This window comes from Vibrio coralliilyticus ATCC BAA-450, assembly GCF_000176135.1.
Taxonomy (GTDB): domain Bacteria; phylum Pseudomonadota; class Gammaproteobacteria; order Enterobacterales; family Vibrionaceae; genus Vibrio; species Vibrio coralliilyticus.
Window position 1 is genome coordinate 672,154 of the sequence record NZ_ACZN01000017.1, and the last position, 23,314, is coordinate 695,467.

The 23,314-nt window shown below is 46.9% G+C and carries 24 protein-coding genes; 4 read left to right on the top strand and 20 right to left on the bottom strand.

Features of this window, described 5'->3' with window-relative positions; genetic code table 11:
• Nucleotides 1-30: 30 nt before the first annotated feature.
• Both VIC_RS18190 and VIC_RS18195 read left to right on the top strand, forming a co-directional pair.
• Nucleotides 31-513, top strand: coding sequence for a putative pterin-binding protein (locus tag VIC_RS18190; protein ID WP_006961583.1), 483 nt, complete (start codon nucleotides 31-33; stop codon nucleotides 511-513).
• A complete protein-coding gene (locus VIC_RS18195) occupies nucleotides 497-1,627 on the top strand; it encodes a GGDEF domain-containing protein (protein ID WP_006961584.1) in 1,131 nt (376 codons plus the stop codon). The genes VIC_RS18190 and VIC_RS18195 overlap by 17 nt, the downstream gene beginning before the upstream one ends.
• 101 nt (nucleotides 1,628-1,728) lie before the next feature.
• Here the strand turns inward: VIC_RS18195 and pstB are convergent, their stop codons facing one another.
• The 4 genes from pstB to VIC_RS18215 all read right to left on the bottom strand — a co-directional run bounded on the left by pstB (nucleotide 1,729) and on the right by VIC_RS18215 (nucleotide 5,270).
• The gene (pstB, locus tag VIC_RS26610; RefSeq protein ID WP_006961585.1) at nucleotides 1,729-2,478 is read right to left on the bottom strand and encodes a phosphate ABC transporter ATP-binding protein PstB; all 750 of its coding nucleotides are present in this window, start codon (nucleotides 2,476-2,478) and stop codon (nucleotides 1,729-1,731) included.
• Between the two features lie 57 nt (nucleotides 2,479-2,535).
• Nucleotides 2,536-3,399, bottom strand: coding sequence for a phosphate ABC transporter permease PstA (pstA, locus tag VIC_RS26615; RefSeq protein WP_006961586.1), 864 nt, complete (start codon nucleotides 3,397-3,399; stop codon nucleotides 2,536-2,538).
• Nucleotides 3,400-3,420: 21 nt separating this feature from the next.
• A complete protein-coding gene (pstC, locus tag VIC_RS18210; RefSeq protein ID WP_006961587.1) occupies nucleotides 3,421-4,353 on the bottom strand; it encodes a phosphate ABC transporter permease subunit PstC in 933 nt (310 codons plus the stop codon).
• A 95-nt stretch (nucleotides 4,354-4,448) separates the two neighbouring features.
• Entirely contained in the window at nucleotides 4,449-5,270 is an 822-nt protein-coding gene (locus VIC_RS18215; RefSeq protein ID WP_006961588.1) for a phosphate ABC transporter substrate-binding protein, read from the bottom strand.
• A 374-nt stretch (nucleotides 5,271-5,644) separates the two neighbouring features.
• Here VIC_RS18215 and VIC_RS18220 point away from each other — a divergent pair, with 374 nt between their 5' ends.
• Nucleotides 5,645-7,288, top strand: a complete 1,644-nt coding sequence (locus VIC_RS18220; protein WP_039952180.1) for a methyl-accepting chemotaxis protein — start codon at nucleotides 5,645-5,647, stop codon at nucleotides 7,286-7,288.
• A gap of 104 nt (nucleotides 7,289-7,392) precedes the next feature.
• On the opposite strand, the gene VIC_RS18225 is transcribed toward VIC_RS18220, so the two are convergent.
• The gene (locus VIC_RS18225) at nucleotides 7,393-8,112 is read right to left on the bottom strand and encodes an SDR family oxidoreductase (protein WP_006961590.1); all 720 of its coding nucleotides are present in this window, start codon (nucleotides 8,110-8,112) and stop codon (nucleotides 7,393-7,395) included.
• A 154-nt stretch (nucleotides 8,113-8,266) separates the two neighbouring features.
• Here VIC_RS18225 and VIC_RS18230 point away from each other — a divergent pair, with 154 nt between their 5' ends.
• A complete protein-coding gene (locus VIC_RS18230) occupies nucleotides 8,267-9,172 on the top strand; it encodes a LysR family transcriptional regulator (RefSeq protein WP_006961591.1) in 906 nt (301 codons plus the stop codon).
• Here VIC_RS18230 and VIC_RS18235 read toward each other — a convergent pair.
• From VIC_RS18235 to VIC_RS18305, 15 genes are all read right to left on the bottom strand, one after another.
• Nucleotides 9,158-10,594: a coniferyl aldehyde dehydrogenase gene (locus tag VIC_RS18235; protein ID WP_006961592.1), complete on the bottom strand. Its 1,437-nt coding sequence runs from the start codon at nucleotides 10,592-10,594 to the stop codon at nucleotides 9,158-9,160. The two genes, VIC_RS18230 and VIC_RS18235, sit on opposite strands and share 15 nt — an antisense overlap.
• A gap of 128 nt (nucleotides 10,595-10,722) precedes the next feature.
• Nucleotides 10,723-12,462, bottom strand: a complete 1,740-nt coding sequence (gene dsbD / locus VIC_RS18240; protein WP_039952267.1) for a protein-disulfide reductase DsbD — start codon at nucleotides 12,460-12,462, stop codon at nucleotides 10,723-10,725.
• Nucleotides 12,462-13,343, bottom strand: coding sequence for an FAD:protein FMN transferase (locus VIC_RS18245; protein ID WP_006961594.1), 882 nt, complete (start codon nucleotides 13,341-13,343; stop codon nucleotides 12,462-12,464). The genes dsbD and VIC_RS18245 overlap by 1 nt, the downstream gene beginning before the upstream one ends.
• Nucleotides 13,333-14,556, bottom strand: coding sequence for a DUF3570 domain-containing protein (locus VIC_RS18250; RefSeq protein ID WP_006961595.1), 1,224 nt, complete (start codon nucleotides 14,554-14,556; stop codon nucleotides 13,333-13,335). The genes VIC_RS18245 and VIC_RS18250 overlap by 11 nt, the downstream gene beginning before the upstream one ends.
• A 19-nt stretch (nucleotides 14,557-14,575) precedes the next feature.
• A complete protein-coding gene (locus VIC_RS18255; RefSeq protein ID WP_006961596.1) occupies nucleotides 14,576-15,040 on the bottom strand; it encodes a DUF4266 domain-containing protein in 465 nt (154 codons plus the stop codon).
• Entirely contained in the window at nucleotides 15,037-15,501 is a 465-nt protein-coding gene (locus VIC_RS18260; protein ID WP_006961597.1) for a TlpA family protein disulfide reductase, read from the bottom strand. The genes VIC_RS18255 and VIC_RS18260 overlap by 4 nt, the downstream gene beginning before the upstream one ends.
• A gap of 24 nt (nucleotides 15,502-15,525) precedes the next feature.
• Nucleotides 15,526-16,719, bottom strand: coding sequence for a vWA domain-containing protein (locus VIC_RS18265; protein ID WP_006961598.1), 1,194 nt, complete (start codon nucleotides 16,717-16,719; stop codon nucleotides 15,526-15,528).
• Nucleotides 16,712-17,281: a tight adherence pilus pseudopilin TadF gene (gene tadF / locus VIC_RS18270; protein WP_236612188.1), complete on the bottom strand. Its 570-nt coding sequence runs from the start codon at nucleotides 17,279-17,281 to the stop codon at nucleotides 16,712-16,714. The genes VIC_RS18265 and tadF overlap by 8 nt, the downstream gene beginning before the upstream one ends.
• Entirely contained in the window at nucleotides 17,271-17,705 is a 435-nt protein-coding gene (locus VIC_RS18275; RefSeq protein ID WP_006961600.1) for a TadE/TadG family type IV pilus assembly protein, read from the bottom strand. The genes tadF and VIC_RS18275 overlap by 11 nt, the downstream gene beginning before the upstream one ends.
• Nucleotides 17,699-18,433, bottom strand: coding sequence for a tetratricopeptide repeat protein (locus tag VIC_RS18280; RefSeq protein ID WP_006961601.1), 735 nt, complete (start codon nucleotides 18,431-18,433; stop codon nucleotides 17,699-17,701). The genes VIC_RS18275 and VIC_RS18280 overlap by 7 nt, the downstream gene beginning before the upstream one ends.
• Nucleotides 18,430-19,284, bottom strand: a complete 855-nt coding sequence (locus tag VIC_RS18285) for a type II secretion system F family protein (protein WP_006961602.1) — start codon at nucleotides 19,282-19,284, stop codon at nucleotides 18,430-18,432. The genes VIC_RS18280 and VIC_RS18285 overlap by 4 nt, the downstream gene beginning before the upstream one ends.
• Nucleotides 19,281-20,186: a type II secretion system F family protein gene (locus VIC_RS18290; RefSeq protein WP_006961603.1), complete on the bottom strand. Its 906-nt coding sequence runs from the start codon at nucleotides 20,184-20,186 to the stop codon at nucleotides 19,281-19,283. The genes VIC_RS18285 and VIC_RS18290 overlap by 4 nt, the downstream gene beginning before the upstream one ends.
• The gene (locus VIC_RS18295; RefSeq protein WP_006961604.1) at nucleotides 20,183-21,520 is read right to left on the bottom strand and encodes a CpaF family protein; all 1,338 of its coding nucleotides are present in this window, start codon (nucleotides 21,518-21,520) and stop codon (nucleotides 20,183-20,185) included. The genes VIC_RS18290 and VIC_RS18295 overlap by 4 nt, the downstream gene beginning before the upstream one ends.
• Nucleotides 21,520-22,686 carry a P-loop NTPase gene (locus VIC_RS18300; RefSeq protein WP_006961605.1) on the bottom strand — a complete coding sequence of 389 codons (1,167 nt, stop codon included), beginning with the start codon at nucleotides 22,684-22,686 and terminating at the stop codon, nucleotides 21,520-21,522. Before VIC_RS18300 ends, VIC_RS18295 begins: the two co-directional genes overlap by 1 nt.
• The gene (locus tag VIC_RS18305; protein ID WP_006961606.1) at nucleotides 22,686-23,312 is read right to left on the bottom strand and encodes a CpaD family pilus assembly lipoprotein; all 627 of its coding nucleotides are present in this window, start codon (nucleotides 23,310-23,312) and stop codon (nucleotides 22,686-22,688) included. Before VIC_RS18305 ends, VIC_RS18300 begins: the two co-directional genes overlap by 1 nt.
• Between the last annotated feature and the right edge of the window lie 2 nt (nucleotides 23,313-23,314).

Consider the following 23,314-nt stretch of genomic DNA (forward strand, 5'->3'; position numbering starts at 1 on the left):
TTAATTAACTGCCGTATTTAAGGAAGTTCTATGAGAGGTGTTGTTATCGCCTTTGTGCTTCTGTTTAGCACGCCCCTGTTCAGTGCAGAGTTGGTCGTCCGCATGGAAAACCAACAGCCTAAGACTTTGGTTTATGACCAACTGGTTTCCCAATACCCCCCAATCACCTTCACAACCCAGCTTCCATGGTACCCAGATGCCAATCAATTCACGGGCTTTAGAGTCTCTGACCTGCTCAAGCAGCTTGGTGTTGAAGACACGCTCGCGGTTTCATTCATTGCTCTTAATGATTATGCAGCCAGTACCACGATCGAAAACATCCTCAAGTATGACCCGATAGTTGCCTATAAAATGAATGGCGAGAAAATGAAGGTGCGAAATAAAGGCCCTTATTGGCTGGTCTTTAATTTAGATAAGTACCCTGAGATTGATAACACCGCTTTTCACTCTCAGATGGTGTGGCAAATTGACGAGATAAAGATTCACAGATATATCGATGAGAAATCCAACTAGAGTTCGTAGTTTTAACCAGATTCTATCTAGAGCTAAGGTATTACTGATCTTTCTCTCTGCGATACTGATCGTCGCCAATCTTTACTTTCTTTCTGCTACTCGAGACTTAGCCCACTCTTACAGTGAACAGCAAAACCAAGCTACGTGGTTTCTGTTTCAACTAACAAAAGAATTTTCTGAGCTGAGAGCCATCACTCCTTTAGCTGAAAAAGATGACGAGTTTTTAGATCTTACGATACTAAAATACGAACTCACTTGGAGTCGCTTCGATCTACTAATAAACAGCCGCGAAGCCGATACATTTATTGCATTGCCCGGAGCAAAGAGCTACTTCAAAACCTTGTTTGAGCAATTTAAGAGCTTGGAGCACAAAATAGAGCGGTTACCTGAAGATCGAGGACTGGCTCACAGCCTCGCAAAAGACTTCGAATATCAATACATGTCGATGATCAACTACGTAAATACGAACTTTCGTATTAAGAGTCCGCTATACCAATCTCAAATGAAGCAAGCTCAGACAATAACACATGCGCAATTCGTCCTGATGATGCTACTTTTTGCCTGTGTTGGTGTCGTCAGCTATATCATCCACAAGGAAGCGCTATTTCATAAGCAAGCATCCCTGACTGACTCTCTGACAGGGATTGCGAATCGCTTAGCATTCATGAGGCAACTGACTGATTACATCGAACAGAACACTGAATTCTCACTGATTTTGCTCGATCTCAACGGTTTCAAAAAAATCAATGATTCCCACGGCCATCAAGCAGGCGACCTCGCGTTGAGGATCGTCTCTGCGCGTTTGGTCGAACTAATGAGTCGTCACAATCTATCCGTATTCAGGATTGGTGGTGATGAATTCGCGGTTCTCACCAACTCAGCAGATGAAACCACCATCAAACAACTGTCGGAGTCCATCAATCGCTGCTTTGACGACAGTATTACTATTCAGAACCAGAAGGTCTATCTTTCCACTAGTCTAGGAATTGCAACCTATCCACACGACGCTACCAGCCTTAACCAACTGATTTCCATTGCCGATCAGAGTATGTACCAAAAGAAGTTCTCTACCAAAAGCGGTGACGGCAACGTATTTAGCCTCAAAAGACACTAGCAATAGTCCCAACCCCGAGACATAAAAAAGCCCCTCTCGAAGAGGGGCAAAGTACCATCGCTTATTGTTATAGTGATAATGCCAGTAAAACGGTTAGGTGATTAACCGAAATCACCATTTACATATCCCTTAGTGCGGTCATCTTTTGGTTCGCTAAAGATAACCTGAGTGTCATCGTGCTCCACCAACTCTCCCATCAGGAAGAAAGCCGTACGGTCTGAGATACGACGAGCTTGCTGCATGGAGTGAGTCACGATAACAATTGTGTAGTTTTTCTTGAGTTCTTCCATCAACTCTTCAATTTTGTGTGTCGCAATTGGGTCAAGGGCAGACGTTGGTTCATCCATCAAGATGACATCTGGTTCCATCGCAATCGTACGAGCGATACACAAACGCTGCTGCTGACCACCAGAAAGACCAAATGCGTGTGATTTCAAACGATCTTTGACTTCATCCCAAAGTGCAGCACCACGTAAAGAGCGCTCGACTACGTCATCAATGTGCTTTTTATCCTTGATGCCCTGTGCACGTAACCCGTATGCCACGTTTTCGTAAATGCTCATTGGGAATGGGTTTGGCTTTTGGAAAACCATACCAACTTTGATACGCAGGTCTGCTACATCGATGTTGCCATAAATGTTTGTACCGTCCATATCCAACTTACCCGTAATCTTCACGCCTTCAATTAGGTCATTCATACGGTTAAGGCAACGAAGTAGTGTAGACTTACCACAGCCTGAAGGGCCGATAAGCGCTGTAACTTGGCGTACAGGAATAGGTAGGTTAATGGATTTCAGGGCTTGGTTTTCGCCGTAAAACAGATCTAGGTTTTCAATATCAAATTTGTTCATGTTCTCAATCTCTTAAATCTAAAATTCGTGTTAGTGCTTAATCAGTAATGTCGCTTGTTAGTAGCTTGCTGTGTTGATACGACTTGCAATTAACTTAGTGATCATGTTGATAACGAGAACAACGACAATCAGCACGGTTGCTGTACCATAAGCTTGGTTCCACTCTTCAATAGTGAACAGCTCAGTAGTCAGCTTATAAAGGTGAACGGTCAACGTACGACCTGAATCGAGAAGCGAGTCAGGAATACGTGCCACCATGCCCGCTGTCAGGAATACAGGAGCTGATTCACCAATTACACGACCAATACTTAGAATGACCGAGGTTAAGATACCTGGCATTGCACTAGGCAATATCAAACGCCAGATAGTGTAGATTTTTGAAGCGCCTAAGCCATATGAACCTTCACGATATGTCTGAGGTACAGCCATCAGCGCTTCTTCCGTTGTACGGATGATAACAGGCAGAATCAGAATACTCAGTGTTAGCGCACCCGATAAAATCGAGAAACCAAGACCAAGAATTGCCACGAAGAAAGTCATACCGAATAGACCGAAGATGATTGACGGAATACCCGCCAATGACTCGGTACAGAATCGAATCACTTTCACCAAACGGCTACCCACTTTGGCATATTCAGTCAAATAAATTGCCGTCATGATGCCCAGTGGCGCCGCAACCGCAATCGATGCGATTACCATGTAAACCGTCGCTACAATCATTGGAAAGATACCGTGTTCTTCGCCAGTACGAGTGTAGTTGTCCGTAATGAAGTTCCAGTCTACGTGCTGTAAACCGTTCGACAAAATGTACCAGATAATCCAGAACAAAAAGCCAACCGTCAGCGCAGCGGCAGCCCAGATAAAGCCGTTAAAGATGTTGTCTTTAAACTGGCGTGCTTTTTTAAGTTTTGCGCGATCCATAATAGTCACCTTTAACCCGCTTTACTTCGCTTTCTCGCGATTCAAATAAAGCAATGCTGCGTTAAGCATCATGATAAACACCAGTAGAACAACACCTGTTGCGTAGAGTGCATTGGCGTGAACACCGCTTGCGTAAGACATTTCAATGGCGATGTTAGCGGTTAGGGTACGAGCCGAGTCTAGTATGCCTTGTGGCATCGCAGGGGCATTACCCATTACCATGATGATTGCCATCGTCTCACCCAGAGCTCGACCGATACCGAGAATAACACCCGTCATAATGCCGGAACGTGCTGCTGGAACGAGCAACTTAAAGATGGTAAAGATTTTGGATGCGCCAAGAGCTAAAGAGCCCTCTTTGTAAGTACGAGGTACCGCGCGAATTGAGGTTTCTGAAACCGTAATAACGGTCGGAAGAATCATCACACCCAGTACAATGATACCCGCTAGAATCGTGTTACCTGCCGGAACATCAAAGACGTTCTGAATCAAAGGAACAATGATTACCAGTCCAAAGAAACCATAAACCACTGATGGAATACCTGCTAACAACTCAACGGCTGGACGAATAACATCCGCTAAGCGCTTCGGTGCGATTTCAGCAATAAAAATCGCCGTCAGAACACCAACAGGAACGCCAACAATAACCGCACCAAACGTCGACACGATTGAAGCAACAATCATTGTTGCAACGCCGTATAGTGCTGGCGGCAACCAGTCCTGACCAAGCACGATGCCAGTCACACCGGCTTCTTGGAAGGCTGGAATAGATTCTTTAACGATGAAATAGGCGATAACCGCCAGAGACACAATGCCAATTACAGCACTGGTAAGGAATAAGCCATGGAAAATGCGCTCTTTCCAGTCCACACGCTTTTGAGCACGTAAACCAGGCTTAGAAACTTGAGTCGCTTCAGTATTCATAAGCTTGTCACTATTTGTTGCGATGGTCATAAAATTCTTACCGTTCTCACGAATTATGTTCGCTTGAAGTCAAGAAAAGGCTCAGCCCAAAGTGGGCTGAGCAATTAAGAAGTCTTACTAAAAAATTAGTTAACTGAGATGTAGCCTTTGCTGTCTACTAGAGATTGAGCTTCGGTAGAAACCATCCAGTCTAGGAATTTCTGAGTTTCAGCAGAAGGTTGGCCGTCTTTGTAAAGAACAAGGAATGGACGAGCAACTTTGTAAGAACCGTTCTTCACATTGTCTACATTAGCTTCAACACCATCGATAGGTAGTGCGTTTACTGAGTTATCAACAGTACCTAGAGAGATGTAGCCAATTGCGTATGGGTTAGATGCAACCATAGTTTTTAGAGCACCATTACCGTTTGCAACTTGAGCACGCTGAGAGATAGCTGACACTTTTTTACCAGAGATTTTCTTCTTCAGCTTCATGATGTCTTCGAAAGCACCGCGGGTACCTGAAGCTGTGTCACGAGTGATTGCTACGATTGGCTTATCAGCACCACCAACTTCTTTCCAGTTAGTGATGTCGCCTTTGTAGATAGCTGTTACTTGTTCAGCTGTCAGTGCTTTTAGGTCGTTCTTAGGGTTAACAACTACTGCAATACCATCTAATGCAACAGTTAGCTCTTTAAGAGCTGGCTCTTTTTCAGAGTCTTTCAGGTTACGAGAAGACATACCTAGGTCAGCAGAACCGTTTTTCGCTGCTTTAACACCAGCAGATGAACCTGGGCCCTGAACTTCGATAAATACGTTCGAGTTAGTCTTCATGTATGTTTCAGAGAAAACTTCCATCAGTGGAGTTACGCTGCTAGAGCCCACTGCAGAGATAGTTTCTTTAGCAGAAACTGAAGTCACTGCCATTGCGCCTAGAAGTGCGATTGCACCGATAACTGTCTTTTTCATCACAATTTCCTTAGTTGGCATTATTGCCGTTGTATTTCACTTGAACGGTGCTCACTTTAGGACTCAAATGTGACAGTTGTGTTTCACTTCGTTGAAGCCTGTATGACAGATGAGATTTGCTAGGAATTTTTGATGGGGAATTACTGACAGGTCAAACAATGGTGTAACAAGCTGTAAGATTCGACTATCGAAATACGACAATAGAGCAATAACCCTATGACTTAAAAAGAAAATGATTTTCGAATTTATTAAGGATAATTTTATAAAATCATCATTTTCCAGATTGAATTATATCTGAGACAAATTAGAATCATTCCTCCTAATTATAAAAATAACAACATACAACTCACTAACAATATAGAAGAGGACAATTCATGCGCCAATTACTTAGTGGGCTTTCCATTAAGCTCCAGGTAGTGGTTCCTGTCATATTCACATTGCTACTACTAGTGGTCGGGATAAGTTACAGCACAACCAGTCTTAAAAATGCTTTCAATCAAGTTACCGTCTCAACAGAAAACCTCGTTAATCATAAAGATGAACTGACTCAGATCATCGATAACACTTATGGCATGCGAATCAAAGCCATCTACAGCCTTTTTCGCGCTGAAGATGTAAAGCAGCTGGCGACACATTTGCAAAGCAAACAGCAGGCAAACCGTCAGTTACTCCAGTCTCTCAGTACAGTAGAAGGCTTGGAGCAAGAAATTGCTGATATGAACACCGCTATCGACCATTACGTGAACTACTCCATCAATGTGATGATCCCTTTGCTCAAGGTGCGCCACGGCAGCGACAACCCACCAGCAGGGTTTGAGGCAAAATATGATCGCGCGGCAGGCGACTATCGCACTGCAGGCAACCAAATGGTTCAGGCAATCGATAGGCTATCGAAAAAGCTCAACACATTGGCGCTTGATGAAGTGCATGCTAACGAGGCCATCCACTCCAATGTGATGAACAGCGGTATTGTCGGTCTTTTATTGGTTCTGTCTGCAGCGCTAGCCATCAGCTGGATGCTGGCGGGTATCATAGTGACACCGATTAAGAAATTACAGCAAGCAATGAAAGAGCTCGCACAGGGCAACTTGTTGGTTTCCGTAAAAGAAGAAGGCAACAATGAAATCTCAGCCCTATCTCGCGATTTCAATAGCACAGTGGGACAGCTACAGAATACGGTCGACTCACTGGTTCGAATCAGTGTTGATGTTGCATCCGCTTCCACTGAATTAGCAGCAGTCATGACTCAGTCAAGCACCAACTCTGATCAAGAGAAAAATGAAGTCGAGCAAGTCGCCTCCGCGATTAATCAAATGGAAAGCACCGCCACGGAAGTCACTCAGAATGCTAACAGCGCAGATTCCGCTTCCATTAATGCGGATAAACTGGCGCGAGAAAGCTTAGAAACATTTGAACAAAATACCCGCGCCAGTGAAAAGATGGCTCAGCATCTTTCTCAAGCCGCTGGGGTGGTTAACTCGTTAAAAGAGCAGTCGGAGCAAATTGGCAAGGTCATTGAAGTGATAGAAAGCATATCAGAGCAAACCAACTTACTCGCACTGAATGCCGCGATTGAAGCGGCTCGCGCAGGGGAAAGCGGGCGTGGTTTTGCCGTTGTTGCAGATGAAGTAAGAATGCTTGCAGCTCGAACTCAGGAGTCGACAAAAGAGATTCAGGTGATCATTGAAGATCTTCAGCGCCAGTCTGGTGTTGCAAATGACAGCATGAACTCAAGCCTTGAAATGATCGAACAAAACCAAACTCAAGCGGCCAAAGTGAGTGAGGCACTCGGTCACATCAGTGCATCAATTTCAGAATTGACTAGCATCAACGCTCAGGTCGCCGTCGCGTCTGAGGAACAAGGCCAAGTCACATCCGACGTCAATAACAACCTAAGTAACATCTATGAACTGGTGAGCCAAAACGTAACTGGGATTACCCAAGCCGCTGCAGCCAGTCATGAGTTGTCTACTCTGGCTGAAAAACAAAAACAGCAGCTAGGCTTTTTTAAAGTTTAGAATAACAAGCGCCGACCCAAGGGTCGGCGTTTTTACCTCACTAAATACCACTAGCAAAGTAAAAAAGGCCAGCATTCGCTGACCTAATTAAAATCATAAAGTGATTATGGCTGTTGCTTAGTTGGCGCTAGCGCAATCTCACGAATACACACGTTTTGAGGTTGGCTGTAAGCAAACTCGACCGCACGAGCTACATCATCTGCTGCCAATACACCACCCATGTCCACTTTCCAGTCGTCGTAGCCATCTTTGATTTCCTGAGAAGTCGTGTGAGACAACAGTTCAGTCTCTACCGCACCCGGAGCAATCGTTGTTACACGTACGTTTGACGCAGCCACTTCTTCACGTACATTTTCAGAGATGGCGTGAACGGCAAATTTAGTACCGCAGTATGCTGCATGATTAGGGAAGGTTTTCTTACCCGCGATAGAGCTGACATTGATAATCGTGCCGCTGTTTCGCTCCATCATAGGTGCCAATACAGATTGCATACCGTTCAGTAGACCAAGTACGTTGACATCAAACATGCGTTTCCATTCAGTCGCGTCTTGAGTATCAATCTGACCTAACAACATAACGCCAGCGTTGTTTACTAGGCCATCAACCGGGCCAAATTGCGCCTCTGCTTTTGCAATCGCTGCTTCAAATGAGGCTTTGTCTGTCACATCCACTTTTTCACATAAAGTGTTTGGCAGATCTAGTGCTTCAAGACGCTCAACACGACGAGCAAGCAGAAGCAGAGGATGACCTTCGTTGCTTAGACGACGAGCAATTGCTTCACCAATACCAGAACTTGCACCTGTGATTACGATTAGTTTTTTCATCTTTATTTCCTCTGTAGTTGTTCAGTAGCAGCTCTGTTTCGCTGCGATGGAGGTATATTACGTAAATCGTTTTTGTTGATATATATCACTCTAGTTGAAACACTGTTGCTGTAGTGCAACAATAAATAGAATTAGATTTGATTGGATATCTACTGTGCTCAACCAGATTAATCTCGCTGACATCCGCTCTTTTGTCCTCATCGCACAATTGGGGAACTTTACTAAAGCTGCAGAAGCGCTGGATGTGTCGCGCTCTCACGTATCACGCCAGATAAGCAGCCTTGAAAATCAAATGGGCGTGACATTACTGATCCGAACCACCCGCACGCTCAAGCTCACTGAAGCAGGGAAAGCCTTTTACCAGCAATGTGAGAAAGCACTACACAATATTGATCAGGCGTTATTAGCGGCAGTGGATGACGTAGAAAAGGTACAAGGCGAAATAAAGATCAATTGCGTGGGCGGCTATCTCGGGGAGGATCTAATTGCTCAAATTGCGACGGAGTTTATGCATGTGCACCCCGATGTCAGCATCAATCTAGACTTCAGCAGTCATCGAGTGGATTTGATTGAAGATGACTTCGATATTGCCTTTCGCATGGGCAAACTTGAAGACTCAGGATTCGTCGCCCGAAAGCTGCTTGATATCAAAATGGGCACTCTAGCCAGCCCTAGCTACCTAAAACGATATGGTCAACCTAATCACCCTAAAGAGCTCACTCAGCATCATTGCTTAACTGGCTCAGTCAAAAGGTGGAGCTTTGAGAGTAAAGCGGATCCGCAACACTACGATGTGTTAGTCAATGGCCACATGCAGTGCAAAAATGGCCGTGTGTTGGTAAAAGGCGCGCTCAATGGCAACGGCATCATACGTGTGCCGATGATTTACTGTGAAGAAGAATTAGCACAAGGAGAACTGGTCGAAGTATTTGACCACTGGGGAATTCCGAGCGTCGATTTTTCGGCCATCTATCATAAAGATCGTTTTCAGCCTAAGCGGCTACGAGAGTTCATCAGCTTTGTGAAGCACTACTTCGATACTCGCTTAGCGGATAAATAGTCGGCCTAAGACTTTTTCCGCCAAGTTCCTAAAGCGCAAAAGAATTCGGCTCCTTGGCAGCCAAGCTGGGGAGCTTAAAACGGTTTTTGCTTTAGAGAAAGTCTGAAAACCTTCGAAGCCATGATAATGACCAATACCAGACTCCCCTATCCCGCCAAACGGTGCATCTTCAGCCGCCACATGTAACAGAGTATCGTTAATCGCAACACCGCCACTGTGGGTCTGCTCGATGATTTGTCTCTGCAGGATGCGATCTGTCGACATCAGATATAAAGCCAGCGGTCGTGGTTTAACGTTAATGTAATTGAGCGCCTCATTCAGATGACGATAGCCAATCACGGGTAGCAGTGGGCCGAATATCTCTTCCTGCATCACCTGCATATTTTCTGTAACCCCCGTAATCAAATGCGGCAGCATCTGACGCCCATCCAACATCACGTCCTCAATGGTATAAATGCCGGCACCATGGTCTTTTGCGTCCGCTAACATCGCGTGAAGGCGGTCATACTGCCGTTCGTTGATGATGTGGGTTACCGTTGGCGCTTTATCGCCTTCTATATACAGTGCCTTATAACGTTTCAGATACAGGTTGATGAATAACAGCTCTTTTCCTTGGGGCAGCAGAACATAGTCTGGTGCAACACAAATTTGCCCGGCATTGACTGATTTGCCAAGTAACACGGCATCAACCGCTGCGCGAAGATCAATGTCATTATCAATCACGACAGGTGATTTACCGCCGAGCTCCAACGTCACAGGGGTAAGGTTTTTCGCCGCAGCCTGAGCGACTAGCCTCCCTACTGGCGTCGACCCCGTAAAGATAAGATGATCAAAGGGGAGCTGAGAAAAATAGCTGGCGATATCCGCTTCGCCCTCAATTGGGTAAATGTGTCGGTCTAAGCAAGACAAGATCTGGCTGAGTACCTGATTGGTATGATGGGTATGCTCACTCAGCTTAACCATGACTCGGTTTCCCGCCGCAATCGCCGTCACGATAGGTGCAATGCTCAGCACTATTGGAAAGTTCCAAGGGACAATAACTCCGACCACACCTAGCGGTTGATACTCGACTGTGATTGAAGAAGGAGACAGCAACAAGCCCGCTTTACGTCGACTTGGTTTCATCCACTTTTTTAGATACTTGATGGTGTAATTGATGTGAGAGACCGCGGGTAGGATATCGCAAATCATGCTGTCGAAGCGGCTGCGTGCACCATAGTCCTTTTGCAGAGCCTCAACCAACTCTTCCTTGTGTTCAAGTAAAGCTTGCTTGAGGATCTTTAGCCTTTTCATCCGAACGTTATAGCCAGAATATGGCTCACTTAAATAAAAAGCCCGGACTTCAGCATAGAGATGAAGTAACTCTTGCTGCGTTCTGATGTGTTCTTTTTGCCAACGATTAAGATCTACGACGCCTTCCATGTGCCATCATTGCCTGATTGGTTATTCTTTGCTCATAAGTATAGTAGCCAGATTCGACACCAATGTCTTGGCCAGCACACTCCTAACGTGCCTAAGATAAAGGCGACATAAATGTCGCCTTCTGTTAATTACTGCAATTGGGTCATCACAGATTGAAAATGCTCAAGCCCTGTGGCTCCGACAATTCTCTGCTGAGCGATTTCAGCACCTTTGGTATCAAAGAAAAATACCGCCGGTGGGCCAAACACATTACGCTCTGCCAGCCACGCCATCTGCTCAGGGGTACTCTCGGTGACATCAAACTTGATCGTATTCCAGTCAGCAAAGTGCTTGTGTACAGATTCATGACCAAACACTTCTTTCTCAATGACCTTACACGAGACACACCAGTCGGCATAAAGGTCAATCAGTACCGGTTTACCTTGCTGCTTCGCGAGTATTAATTGTTGATCCAAGACTTCAACAGAGCTGACTTTCTCAAATGGTAAAACCGCGACTGGTTGGTCTGATGTAGTCTGTGCAACATTAAGTGGTTTAAGAGGATCATTTGAGCCTGTCAACATGCCGACAAATAAGATCAACCCGTAGAACAGAGACATAAATGCGGCCAGTTTACGGGTCCTCGCCCAACCTGGTTGCGCTGAATCCAGCGCGCCAAAATGAATACCGCTTCCAATGGCAAGCACCGCCCATAAGAGCATCGTCAACCAATCCGGAATAAAACGGCTCAACAACACAATCGCGACCGCCAGCAACAACACACCGAACAGTTGCTTCACGGCAATCATCCAAGGGCCGCTTTTGGGGAGCAATTTACCGCCACTCATGCCAATCAGAATCAGTGGCACACCCATACCTAATGCCATCACAAACAGGGTTACGCCACCTAATACCCAATCTTGCGTGGTGGAAACATAGAGTAACGCCCCAGCCAATGGCGCACTCACACAAGGTGAAACCACTAACGCAGACACAGCGCCCATCACAAATACGCTTGCCACTTTGCCGCCGCCTAGTTTGTCTGAGCTTGCATTTAGTTTCTGTTGAATGGATGCAGGCAATTGCAGCTCGTAAAAGCCAAACATCGCTAAAGCAAGCAAGACAAACACCACCGCAAATATCGATAGCAACCAAGGTTGCTGCATCGCCGCTTGCAGGTTAACACCTTTAGCCAGCGTCGTGACTAAGATCCCCGTTAGCGCATAACTGGAAGCCATACCCAACACATAGGACGTTGACAAAACTAGACCTTTTCGGCCTGTCATTTTTGCGTCACCACCAATGATGCTCGACAAAATAGGCACCATGGGCAACACACAAGGTGTCAGTGACAGCCCTAAACCAAGTAGGAAAAAGATGAGGAGAGCCTGAGTTTTGGACGCGCTGCCTAAGAGCTCAGACAGGCCCGCCGTGTCTTCCGCCAAACCGCCAACTTTATCCCAAATAGAGGAGCTGCTGTCATTCAGTGTATTGGCGGGCAAGTCGAGTTTGATCGTCTGAGGTAAGTAACACAGACCTTTTTCTGAGCAACCTTGATAACGAACCTTTAGTTGACCTTCGCCACCATAAGGTACCAGCACGGTTACTGGCTTATCGAAAACGACGACTTCGCCAAAGTACTTGTCTTGTTTCTGTTTGCCCGGTGAAGAAAATTGAGGGTCAGTCAACTCAACGCCGCTATCTGCTGAAAACTTAAATCGGCCTTTATAGAGATAATATTCAGGCTGAGTCGCGAAATGGATCTGCACACCTTGTTCACTGACCGACCATTGATAAGGAAATGCCTCTTCGACAGGCAAAAAGTCAGGATCCTGCGCGAACGTAAAGGCAGAGATAAACAGTAATAATGGCAGGATGAAAATTCTGATCACGCTACAAACTCCGTGTCTTGATGAATAGCTAATTGATCGTCAATAAATACAACACCGACTTGTTCAGGGACTGGTAAAGTCGGCTCTAATGTCAATGCCGTACTGAGGGCGCCGGCTTCCAGTGTCGTTGGAGCTAAGACGCTGACAGAGAGCACTTGAGGATGTGTTCCACGTTGCGACAATATGTGTGAGCTTTCCTCATCACCAAATTGGAAGCTTCGCTCGTAATGAGCTGAGGTCGTCAATGCGGCATTAGCCAGTGGCAATGAGAAAAATGGCTCATGCTTATTCTTCGGATTGAGCACCGCCACATTGAAAGGTGCACCGTCTGGCTTAGTGCCAAGCGCTCGAATGTCTCCACCAAAATTCACCAGCGCAGAAGAAACACCAAATTTCTCTGCGATCATCACCGCCTGATCGACCGCAAACTCTTTAATCACTCCACCCAAGTCAAATTGAGTCTCTGCGTGGGGGATAGAGAGCGTTTTATCTGATAGAGACCAAGCATCAACGCCCATAAACGCCTTAGCACCTTCATAAGCCGCACTTCTGTCCAATTGAGGCGTGCTGGCCATCATTGACTTCACAGTACCGACCGTAGGGTCAAAAACACCTTTCGTGCCATCAACCAAACGCTTCAAAACTTCAAATACAGCGTAGCTTTCATCATCCAAGGCCACAGATGATGACTGACGTTGATTCACTTGCTGATTGAGCCAAGATTGAGAATCATAAAAGTTAAATTTCTGCTCTAATCTCAGAGTATTAGACTCAATTAAAGCCACGATATCTGCGGCTTTCTCTGAGTGATACAACTGAACTTCACAAGGAACCGTCATCGCCTGAAATCGGTGAACAAACGGCGGATTAAAACTCATAGGTTGCCCCTACTGCCCACCACTGAGCTTCAAAACCATTGGACTGCTCGTAATAAGCGCCAAGCAGATTGAAACGCAGTTTCTTATGCACTTTAAAGCTTGCGCCTAATTCATAGGCATTGGCCGTAAAATCACCAAGACGTAAATCAGAGGTCGCATAACCCGATGAAGCAAACGTAGGATCACTGCCATTAGGATCACGGTAGAAATCGGCGGCGCTTTGGGTGTACCAGAAATAACCCGGAGCTAACGTTAGCCAACTGTTGACCGTCCAAGAAAGCTTGCCGCCAAGCTGATGAGAGGCTACGCCCCAGTCGTCCTGGAACCATTTGTAACGAGGGCGAACCACTAGAGTTTCGGACATTGACCAGAACGCCTGAATATTCACGCCACCTGACAAACGAGTATCCGGGCGTGAATCCTGACCAAGAAAGACCTCGTCAGTACCAATCGAGCCATCGCCATCAATATCCACCTCACGCAACACCGTCAGATAGTGATTGCTAAGATAGCCAGAACGATAACCCGCATAGCCGGTGAAGACCATGTAGTAATTTGGCGAGAAGGTTTGTGAAAGCCCTGCCTCAACATTCCCTGTAAAGATGTCTTCCCAAGATTGTGGATTGGTCGAGGTTTGATATTTGCCAAACGTCATCGTTTCATCAAACAGGGTAGAAAACCCTAAACTGTATGAGCGGTTTTTCTGTGCGTCGGCGTAAATTAGCCCTTTACCATTTAAGCCAATACTGCGGTAATCCTCTTCTTTGGAAAAGTTAGCGCCGAAAGTCCACTCGTTACGCAGCTCGTCTCGGTAAGTCGCGCTGCCATTGATCGATTTACGGGTATCTTCCAGCTCATATTTCTGAATTTTGTAGCCACTGCTGTGGGGATCGTAGCCAGCGCGGATCACCTGATCCGTCATATTTTGAGCTTGTTGAGTTTTCGTCGCACGGTTTACCGCATCCGCTGCACTGCCAATTGGAGTTGTTGGCCCCCAAGATGGTGACGCACCAGAAACCGTGTCGTAGCCCAATTCAAGATTGATGGTCCAATCAAGACCAAAACTCTTTTCGATAGAAACAACGCTGTCGCCTGCTTCCACTTTATCGTCATACTCTTCGTAATTTAGGTAGTGAACAGAGATATGGTCTTCTGCTAGCGCACTATTCGCCACTGCCGCTGCGCTCAGCAGCGTTAAAGGTAGTTTTTTCATTCTGATTTATTTTTAGTATTTAGTTACAACCACAGCCGCCGCCACCGACGCCACTGCCACCCACTGAACCTTGCTTGTATGAGAAGACCTTCTCCGAAAATAAGTCGAACTCAGGCACCGGCCCTCCGGGTTTCATCTCTTTCTTAGCCAGCGTGCCTTTTTCCCACGGCTTAACGGGTTCGATACCCAATGCTTCGTCGACAAAAGCGAGTGCTGACTTTTCATTTGCGACGGCTTTTGGCTTATTCAGCGTTAAATCCTTAGCCTGAGGTTTGACTAATTCAACGTTGCGACGAGCACCGATTTCAGAACTGCCACTGGTGTAGACCTGACCAGAAATCACCTCTTCTTCAATGCTGGAAGCACTGACAGATGTTTCCGTAGCATGGGAAGTTTTTTTCCCTAACTGACTTAAATCCACTTTGGGTGCAGCAACGCTCAGCGCCGGAAAGCAGAGAGCAAACACAAGAACGACTGGCTTCATAGCTGCACTCCCATATCGGCCAGATCAGTGAGAATAACGTTACGGATATCGTTGATGGCGCCAAACCGAACTTTGAGTACTTGGCCCTGATAGATGTAGTAGAGCGCTGGCATACCAATCGGCTTGAACTCGGCGATCAACTGTTGCTTTGGATCGTTGACGACAGGAAAGGTCAAACCTAACGATTTTTGAAACTCAAGGCCAACTTCGACCTCCTCATCGACATCCACACCGACAACCGTCACGCCTGTCCCTTCTAGTTCACGGTAAAGCTGATTAACCAAAGGCAGTTCATGGCGACATGAAACACACCACTCCGCAAAGAAATCCACTATCGTTAACTGGCTTTGATCCAGCTTGAGCCCCGTTGACGCTGAATCTGTAATTGTGTCTCCTTCTTTAAACGCAGATGCAGAGAAAGAGGCGCATAAGGCGAATAGCACAACCAATTGTTTAATCATTATTTTCTCCATAATTTTGTTGTTTTATTTCTGTCCGAAGTTAAGCGTGGTGTCATACTGAACTTCTAATATCTTTGAAAAGTACTCATCGAGTTTCTCGGTGTTGGTTGCAGAGAAAACCTGCCCCTTGATTCCGTCTGTATTTGCAGCGTTGATGCAGCTCTGAAACTGAGCTAGGCGGCTGTCTTGGACATTGAAACCAATAAAATTGAGCTCAATAGCAAATTCATTGGCTAAACGGTCACAAAGGCCAGCGTCAATCAGGTCATCCAGTACATAACCACTATCAACTCCATCAGTCATCAGAATCAGCTTTTGCTTAGGTGCGAGCGAATAAGGGTTATATCCCCATTCTTGGCGCCACCTTGGAATCAGTTGACGAGCCCCCCAGATAACCCCTTGATACGAGCGGGTGCCACCTGTCGTAGTCAGGGCATTAATTGCTGTTTTCACTTCGCTCATATTGTCGGTAAGCGGGACAAGGGTGGCTGAGGCACTGCAGTCTGCGAGAAACTCGTCCGGTGCACGGTGACTAACCGCCTTCTCGGAGTGGATTCGGTCTAGGTTTTGAACGGTTTCATTCACCAATACAGAGCCGCCAGATTCTTTGGTTAGCCCATCGATACAAAAGACGCCTTTGTCATCTAACCAATCGGCATTGCGAGCAGACACCCCATCAGAAAAAGGCACGATAGAGATACTAATTGCTCGCCTTCCATCGATTTGTACATTGTCTTGCTCAATGCGTTCTATTGCTCGAGTAAGGATGCTCTTTAATGTGTCGATTGACCCTGCCATGGAACTGGAAATGTCCAACACTAAAGTCATTTCCGTTGGGGTCACACTAGCCGACTGATTGACGTGCGCCTGCTCCACAGAGCCTGACTGCGCAGAATACGAAGCCTGTGCAAATTTCAATGATGAGAAAAGCCCCGTCAGTTGATACCCCATGTTCAGCTCACAGCCTGAAGCGCTGTATATCTCGCTTTTCACCAGTTTTACGTTGGGCTGGTAATACTCCAGATACGCCTGATTAACGCTAGGATCGGAGTAGTCGGCAAATGCACACGCCAAGGAAGCCGCGTCTACGGCTTGCATCGCACGACTGCTCAGTTGTACCTGAAAACCAATCATGATGGTCGCAGCAGACAGCACCACCAAAGGAATCAGCAGAGCTAAGAAGGATAAGGAGACGGAGCCTGTGTGTTGCTTAAGCACTGTAGCGCCTCCCTATCATGGCAGCTTGGCTGCGCATGGATGTTGGAAGCGGTAACGGCAGCCAATTGAAAATGGCACTATCCGACTCCAACGGCTCAGAGACACAAAGCGTTACCTGATATAGGCTCGCAGTCTTACCACGTAACGAGGCGATCGAGCTTCGGCTAACTGGAGCGAGTGTAGAAAGAGCATCTATCGTTTGTTCTACCTCGCAGTCACTGCCTGCTTTTTGGGTGACGAGCTCAGTGCGGCCAGCAGTCACAGTTCGAATTTCAAGTACAAGCCCTATACGCTCTGCTTCAAAACCTGTGGGTAAAGAACGCTGTGCAACACTCAACAGTTGATTAGCACTCGCATCGTCATAGGCTTTAGCGCTACCTTGTGGCACTAACGCTCTTGCAGCAGCGCTCGCCATCGAATATGCCGTACTATCGACACGACTTTGAAGGTAGAGCAGCTTGTACACTGCGAACAGCCCCAAAACGATGGTTAGAATTCCGAGCACAACAAACGGAAACTCGATCACGGTTGCGCCATTTTGCTTTGAAACACTACGCATCATGACTCACCAATACGGTTCGGCTTAAAGACGCCACTGAAGGAAACGTTTCAGACAGGGCTGGTACCAATAAAAAGGTAAAACGGTATCGAATGTGGTACTCGGCCATCACCGCAGTCAGAGAAGTGGTCGTTCTCCCCAAAGCTAAAGATTGAACGCTATCGCTATAACGTGGAGGGTCAATGTCGATCTTCTCTAGATCGAGCAATGGAAACGAGGCGATGCGATCGCGGATTCGACTGTCTAAAGTCGTGGAAGGTGGCAGCGTTCTTACATCCCTAACCGCAGCATTGACGGCAGATTCAAAGATCATGGTGACCCACATCAGGCGAGCAAATTCAAATGCCGCCAGTAGCACAATCATCAGGGGAACAATTACCATTGCAAACTCTATCGTCTGGCTCCCAGAATGACGCTTCATCACCATGCGCTAGCTCCCAGCTCAGCAAGATGCTGGTAATACGCTAAGTTGTTCTCTAACTCCGCTTTGGTCAGATCGCCCATCGCGATCGTTCGTGCAGCATCGACCTCACCTTGCAACGCATAAGATAATGCTAGATTAAGCCGCAGCTTAGTTGTCGCTTCTCCGCGTTGGTAAATTGGGTAAAGAATCCGAATACTTTGACCTGGCTGACCATCTAGCATCCAGCTCAGCGCGAGGTTGTTTCGGTACTCTAAACTGTCCGGCCTGATGTTAATCGCCTGCTGAAATGCATCACGAGCATCCGTATAGTTTTTTTGCAGTGAGTAACTCACACCAAGACTGTTTAGCGCCACTTCGTCTTTCTCGTTTCCTTCCACCGCTCTGCGCAGTGATTCCGTCGCTAAACGTACATTTCCCAATGCTAAGTGCGCGCGACCTAATTCACGATCAAACTGTGGGGAGGGCTTAAGTGCACTGCCCTTTTTGAGATAATGCAGCGCCTCATCGTAACGAGCGGCTTGATTACTGGCACTCCCCGCCAGAAACAAAAGCTGGGGATCATCTGGAGTCACTTCCAGTTTCTGCTTATAAATACTAAGCGCATTGTCCGCATGACCATTTGTCAGTGCGGTTTCAGCCAGCTGAAAATCGGATTGTTCAACCTGATTGTCTGTGGACTGGCAACCAAGAACCAATAGACAAAAGCAGGCAGAAATGAATGGTTTAATCATAGTGTGTCCAAGGTATTAAACAGACTGAGAACAACAGGGGCGACAATCATGACCACGACTGGAAGCATGATGAACACCACAAGTGGGAAAGACATTTTGGCTGGAATTTTTCCTACCCACTCTTCGAGATCGAGCAACTGGTATTGACGACTATCAGACGCAATCAGGCTCAATGCCTGCGAGAGAGGCGTACCAAACTGAAGTGCTTGAGACATAGTCACAACCATGTTGTTGATATCTGGCAATTCCAATCTCTGATCCAGATTCTGCAAAGCTTGCTGCGGAGAATCCAGCACCGACATTTCCGTTGCGGTCAGTGCCCATTCTCGGGCTAAAGCCGGAGAAACTGACGTCATTTCTTCACCAACAACACGGAAAGTGTTTTCCAATGTCAGCCCAGAAGCGACGCAGACCACCATAAGATCGAGTGCATCGGGTGCCACTTTGGAGATTTCCTGACGAATCTGGTTAACGCGCCATTCGAGCAGTCGATCAACCGCAATACCGCATGCGATTGCCACAGCTATATCCTGAGCAATATCCGCCGCTGACCAGCCTAAAGAGCGGCTAAAATGCCACAAGCCAGCGCCGCAAAGCATCAAGACAAAGCGAATCAATACAAACTGGGTTTCTGCATGATTTTGGCTAAAGCCAATTAATGCCAGTTGTTTTTGACGAGCTGGGTTCGACTTCCATCGCCATTTTTCGCCTAGTGAGCGAGTGTGCAGTGTCGAAATACTGACCTGTTTCAAGCGGCGATGGATGACGTCCTGCTGACGTGCAAGCTGAAAGCAAACCACGGAACTAATGACGCCCACCACAATCAGCAAGGTCGCAATCATAGATATCATGAGAACTTCCTATTTTTAGTCAGCGAATGGAGCGTGAAACCGCCAAAAGCAATGCTGGCTGCACAGTAAATCAGAATCGACTGACCACTTTCGGTGTAGACCAGTAACTCGAACAACGACACATCAATCCACGCAACAACGGCCACCAGTATCAATGGCAGCAGCGAAAGAAATTTTGCCGTCATTCTCGGTTCCGCGGTCATACTTTTTACCTTCTTGAGCATGGCTCGATTGTCATGCATGGTGCGGCTCAGATTGTGGAGGATCTCCCTCAACTGGCCTCCGTTACTCTGATTAAGAATCAGAGCGACGGAAAAATAACGAAAAGTACGGTAAGGAAGGCGAGTACAGGCTTCATCAAGTGTTTGACGCAGTGAAATACCTAACGCCAAATTGTCTGTAATAAGCGCAAATTCCCGCCCCAATAACCCTGTTTGAGAATTCGCCACTTGTTCGATGGCTTGAGGAACAGAAAGGCCGGCGGACACCGCACGACTAACAAGCCCCAACACCTGAACGATATTGGTATCAAACTCTTCAATTTGCTTTTTACGACGCACAACAAACAGCGCGCAGAACAAGACACCAAAACACACTAAAACAACAGCGGTTTGCCAATACCATGCCAGCGCTTGCAGCCAGAATATCGTGCCAAGCGGTAAAGCGAATGCTGATAAAGCAAGCAGTAGCTTGTCCTGACGTGGCAACAAGGCGTCAGTACGATACAAGAACTCGCGCACTCTCCCGCCAGACTGGCGCGATTTAACAATCGAGCTCAAATGACTCGTACCCGCCTCAGGGGTATACTTCGACAAGCGTCGCTTCACATTACGACGCTGGCTGTAGTAATGAAGGGAAAACGCTACGGTCAGGCACCAAATCACGACCAGAGCAAGGATCATAAGTTGAGCTCCATGGCCGAACGTAATTGGCTGTCAAGTTGGTAATATTGCGCTTTGGATGCAAAAGCAGGCAAGCTTCTGGCACTCATGTACTTGCCCAGCAGTTGACCCTGATGATCTTCGCCCTGAACCTCAAAGCGGTAGAGATCGTTGGTGACATACTGCTCGCCTTCCAAACCGATAACCTCTGTGATAGCGACGACACGACGCTTGCCATCACGCATTCTCTCTACCTGAACCACCACATCAATCGTATCAGCCACTTGTCGACGCAATGCAAACAATGGCAAGGTGGATTGCGCCATCATCAGCATGTTTTCAATTCGAACCAATGCATCTAACGAAGAATTCGCGTGTAAGGTCGATAAAGAACCTTCGTGGCCAGTGTTCATAGCCTGCATCATTTCAAAGGCTTCGTCACCACGCACCTCTCCAAGGATGATACGATCAGGGCGCATCCTTAGCGCATTCTTAACCAACTCTCGTTGACTGACAGCAGCGAGCCCTTCTGCGTTTGCAGGTCTGGTTTCAGCTCGAACCACGTGCGGCTGTTGAAGCTGAAGCTCTGCGGCATCTTCAATGGTGATAATCCGCTCATGAGGCGAAATACTGAATGACATCGCATTGAGCAGCGTCGTTTTACCTGCACCGGTTCCACCCGCAATCAAAACGTTCAACCGACAACGAACAATGATGTCCAGTAAGCGCACCATACTGTCTGACATGGCGCCATTTTGCGCCATCTGATTGAGAGACAGTTTTTCCTGATTGAATTTACGAATTGAAATACACGTGCCATCCAATGCAAGCGGAGGGATCATGACATTGACCCTGCTGCCATCTTCTAAACGCGCATCAACCAGTGGAGAGCTTTCATCAATTCGACGACCTACTTTGCTGACGATTCGACGAGCTAGGTTGAGCAACTGCTCTTCACTGCGAAACTCGACCGACGTCTTTTGCAATTTACCCAATTTCTCGATGTAAACCTCATTGGGGCCATTCACCATGATGTCACTTACCATGGGATCATCGATCAATGGTTGCAGCGGCCCCAAACCCAATAGCTCATCCACCAGCTGTTTGACCACTAGCGCGACTTCACGATTGCCCAGTGGTAGCTGATGAGTCGCAACCACATCCGTCACCAGCAGTAAAATCCTCGCTTCTAATTCCTGAGGGCTGAGTTTGATGACAACACTGGCTTCAATCGCATTCACCACCTGAGAGTGGATCAGGTGATAATGTTCACGAATAGGATCCGATTGCGCTGCTACGGCACTGTGTGCGTGGTTTACCGCTAATGGCTCTTTCGCTCTTGTCGACTTAAACATTACGCCCCTCGTTTCCAGAATCTGAATGAGCGTGATTGCGGTGTGCCTTCAACTTTATCCGCTAAGTCAGAAAACGCTTGGCTGACCTTGCGATTCCCTCTGATGGCAGACTGCCCCAACGACTCTTTAGCTAAGAAGTGATTCGGTGCAAAAGGCACTGAAACATCAATATCAACACCCAGTGCACGGTGAACATCATTCAATGCAATTAAGGAAGCTTTGTTCGATTTGGTGCGATTGACGACTAAGAGGTTTTCCTTAGCGAGACCAGCTTCTGCCCCAGCAGAAAGGAAGCTAAAGATTTGCCCAGCGTTACGAATTGACGACAAGGTTGGCTCAACGACGATAACGCGCACATCTGCACTTTTTAGCACGCTCATACCGACCTGATCTCTCAGAGAGAACGAGGGAATATCAAAGATGAGATTATCGGCGTGCTCCAGGCAGTATTTACTGAAATGTTCTAACGCGTTTTTGTCCGGCCAAAACGGGTCTGTATCCAAAGGTAAATAGCCCGTGAACAAGGTTAAGTCTGGCTGAACCGTAATGCCACTTCGTTCAAAGACTACTGGCTCAAGGCGCTCTGGATACTGCAGCATTTCAACCAAAGCGGTATTCCCTTGAACATCGAAGTGCAAGTCCAGATCCCCTGAGGCAAAATCAAGGTCAGCCACTGCTGTCGACTGGCCACGGCTGTTCATCATTCGTGCGAGATTCGCAACGACAGTGGAAGTGCCAACGCCACCTTTAGTACCTACTACAGAGATACGTTTACCCCTTTGGTTTCCATTGTGATGGTGACCAAAATCGAGAGACGCGAACGCATCCGGTGCAATAGGATTCACCAGATATTCGAGAGCTCCAGCCGATAGCAAACTGCGGTAGTAAGCGATCTTCTCATCATCACCAATTGCGATGACCTTGCAGCCTGTACGATGAACTAGATTACTCACAAGACTTTGAGCATCTTCAATTGACAAACCAATCACATCTAGCGCAATGACGCTGTGGTTATTGATCAGTGCCTGCTTGATGATCTGCTCACGCTCTAGAGAAACCTGAGTAAGCTGAGTGATCCCTTGCTCTGCAAATGCAAGGCTTAGATGGTAGCTGTCCAGCGCCGGAGAGCTTGCCACCAATACTGAAAGGTTCTGATTTTTCATCATTAGTTACCCCCCGTACTAATCGAAATCACCGAGCCGTTGTCTTGACTATTTTCATTGGTGCTTGCTGGAGCAACATAAGCATCAATGGCTGCAACGGCTTTTGCCCCATTCGTTGGACCGAGCTTTTCACCCACAACCAAATCCTTCGGGTTAGCGACCATTTGCGCTAAAGCCGCAGCATTACTGCACCCGTATGCCTGATGCGTTTTATATTGGTTGAAGATGACCGGCTGTGATTTGTCAGTGCCACATCCAGGCACTTTGGCACGAAACGACTCAACGATGACCTGCACATCACCAGATTGAGTTCCGGTCGCACGTTCCGTCATGATCTGGTGCTTGGCGAGGCCCTGTCCGAGCAATAGGTTTGAAATAGGCTTAATCTGAGACTGCCCTTTAGGTGAATAGCTCACCAATTTCACTCTTAGGCTATAAGGGTTTCCGCGCTGAACGATGAACGAACGGATATCTTGTTGCTGCTGCGGAGTTAGCGACTGCTTTTCGACCGCAAGAGTAAGCTTATTAGTTACGGAGACCACATCTATGGCAGGCTGACGCGCTATTTGATCAGAAGCACAGCCACTCAGGGCAAGCAAAACAGGCAAAAGTAACGATTGTATTTTCATGC

Excerpts from the sequence above, each read along its gene's own strand:
- VIC_RS18190 (WP_006961583.1), top strand. The coding sequence starts at position 31 with ATGAGAGGTGTTGTTATCGCCTTTGTGCTTCTGTTTAGCACGCCCCTG.
- VIC_RS18195 (WP_006961584.1), top strand. The coding sequence starts at position 497 with ATGAGAAATCCAACTAGAGTTCGTAGTTTTAACCAGATTCTATCTAGA.
- pstB (WP_006961585.1), bottom strand. The coding sequence starts at position 2,478 with ATGAACAAATTTGATATTGAAAACCTAGATCTGTTTTACGGCGAAAAC.
- pstA (WP_006961586.1), bottom strand. The coding sequence starts at position 3,399 with ATGGATCGCGCAAAACTTAAAAAAGCACGCCAGTTTAAAGACAACATC.
- pstC (WP_006961587.1), bottom strand. The coding sequence starts at position 4,353 with ATGACCATCGCAACAAATAGTGACAAGCTTATGAATACTGAAGCGACT.
- VIC_RS18215 (WP_006961588.1), bottom strand. The coding sequence starts at position 5,270 with ATGAAAAAGACAGTTATCGGTGCAATCGCACTTCTAGGCGCAATGGCA.
- VIC_RS18220 (WP_039952180.1), top strand. The coding sequence starts at position 5,645 with ATGCGCCAATTACTTAGTGGGCTTTCCATTAAGCTCCAGGTAGTGGTT.
- VIC_RS18225 (WP_006961590.1), bottom strand. The coding sequence starts at position 8,112 with ATGAAAAAACTAATCGTAATCACAGGTGCAAGTTCTGGTATTGGTGAA.
- VIC_RS18235 (WP_006961592.1), bottom strand. The coding sequence starts at position 10,594 with ATGGAAGGCGTCGTAGATCTTAATCGTTGGCAAAAAGAACACATCAGA.
- VIC_RS18245 (WP_006961594.1), bottom strand. The coding sequence starts at position 13,343 with ATGAGTTTTAATCCGCCGTTTGTTCACCGATTTCAGGCGATGACGGTT.
- VIC_RS18250 (WP_006961595.1), bottom strand. The coding sequence starts at position 14,556 with ATGAAAAAACTACCTTTAACGCTGCTGAGCGCAGCGGCAGTGGCGAAT.
- VIC_RS18255 (WP_006961596.1), bottom strand. The coding sequence starts at position 15,040 with ATGAAGCCAGTCGTTCTTGTGTTTGCTCTCTGCTTTCCGGCGCTGAGC.
- VIC_RS18260 (WP_006961597.1), bottom strand. The coding sequence starts at position 15,501 with ATGATTAAACAATTGGTTGTGCTATTCGCCTTATGCGCCTCTTTCTCT.
- tadF (WP_236612188.1), bottom strand. The coding sequence starts at position 17,281 with ATGATGCGTAGTGTTTCAAAGCAAAATGGCGCAACCGTGATCGAGTTT.
- VIC_RS18275 (WP_006961600.1), bottom strand. The coding sequence starts at position 17,705 with ATGGTGATGAAGCGTCATTCTGGGAGCCAGACGATAGAGTTTGCAATG.
- VIC_RS18280 (WP_006961601.1), bottom strand. The coding sequence starts at position 18,433 with ATGATTAAACCATTCATTTCTGCCTGCTTTTGTCTATTGGTTCTTGGT.
- VIC_RS18285 (WP_006961602.1), bottom strand. The coding sequence starts at position 19,284 with ATGATATCTATGATTGCGACCTTGCTGATTGTGGTGGGCGTCATTAGT.
- VIC_RS18290 (WP_006961603.1), bottom strand. The coding sequence starts at position 20,186 with ATGATCCTTGCTCTGGTCGTGATTTGGTGCCTGACCGTAGCGTTTTCC.
- VIC_RS18295 (WP_006961604.1), bottom strand. The coding sequence starts at position 21,520 with ATGTTTAAGTCGACAAGAGCGAAAGAGCCATTAGCGGTAAACCACGCA.
- VIC_RS18300 (WP_006961605.1), bottom strand. The coding sequence starts at position 22,686 with ATGATGAAAAATCAGAACCTTTCAGTATTGGTGGCAAGCTCTCCGGCG.
- VIC_RS18305 (WP_006961606.1), bottom strand. The coding sequence starts at position 23,312 with ATGAAAATACAATCGTTACTTTTGCCTGTTTTGCTTGCCCTGAGTGGC.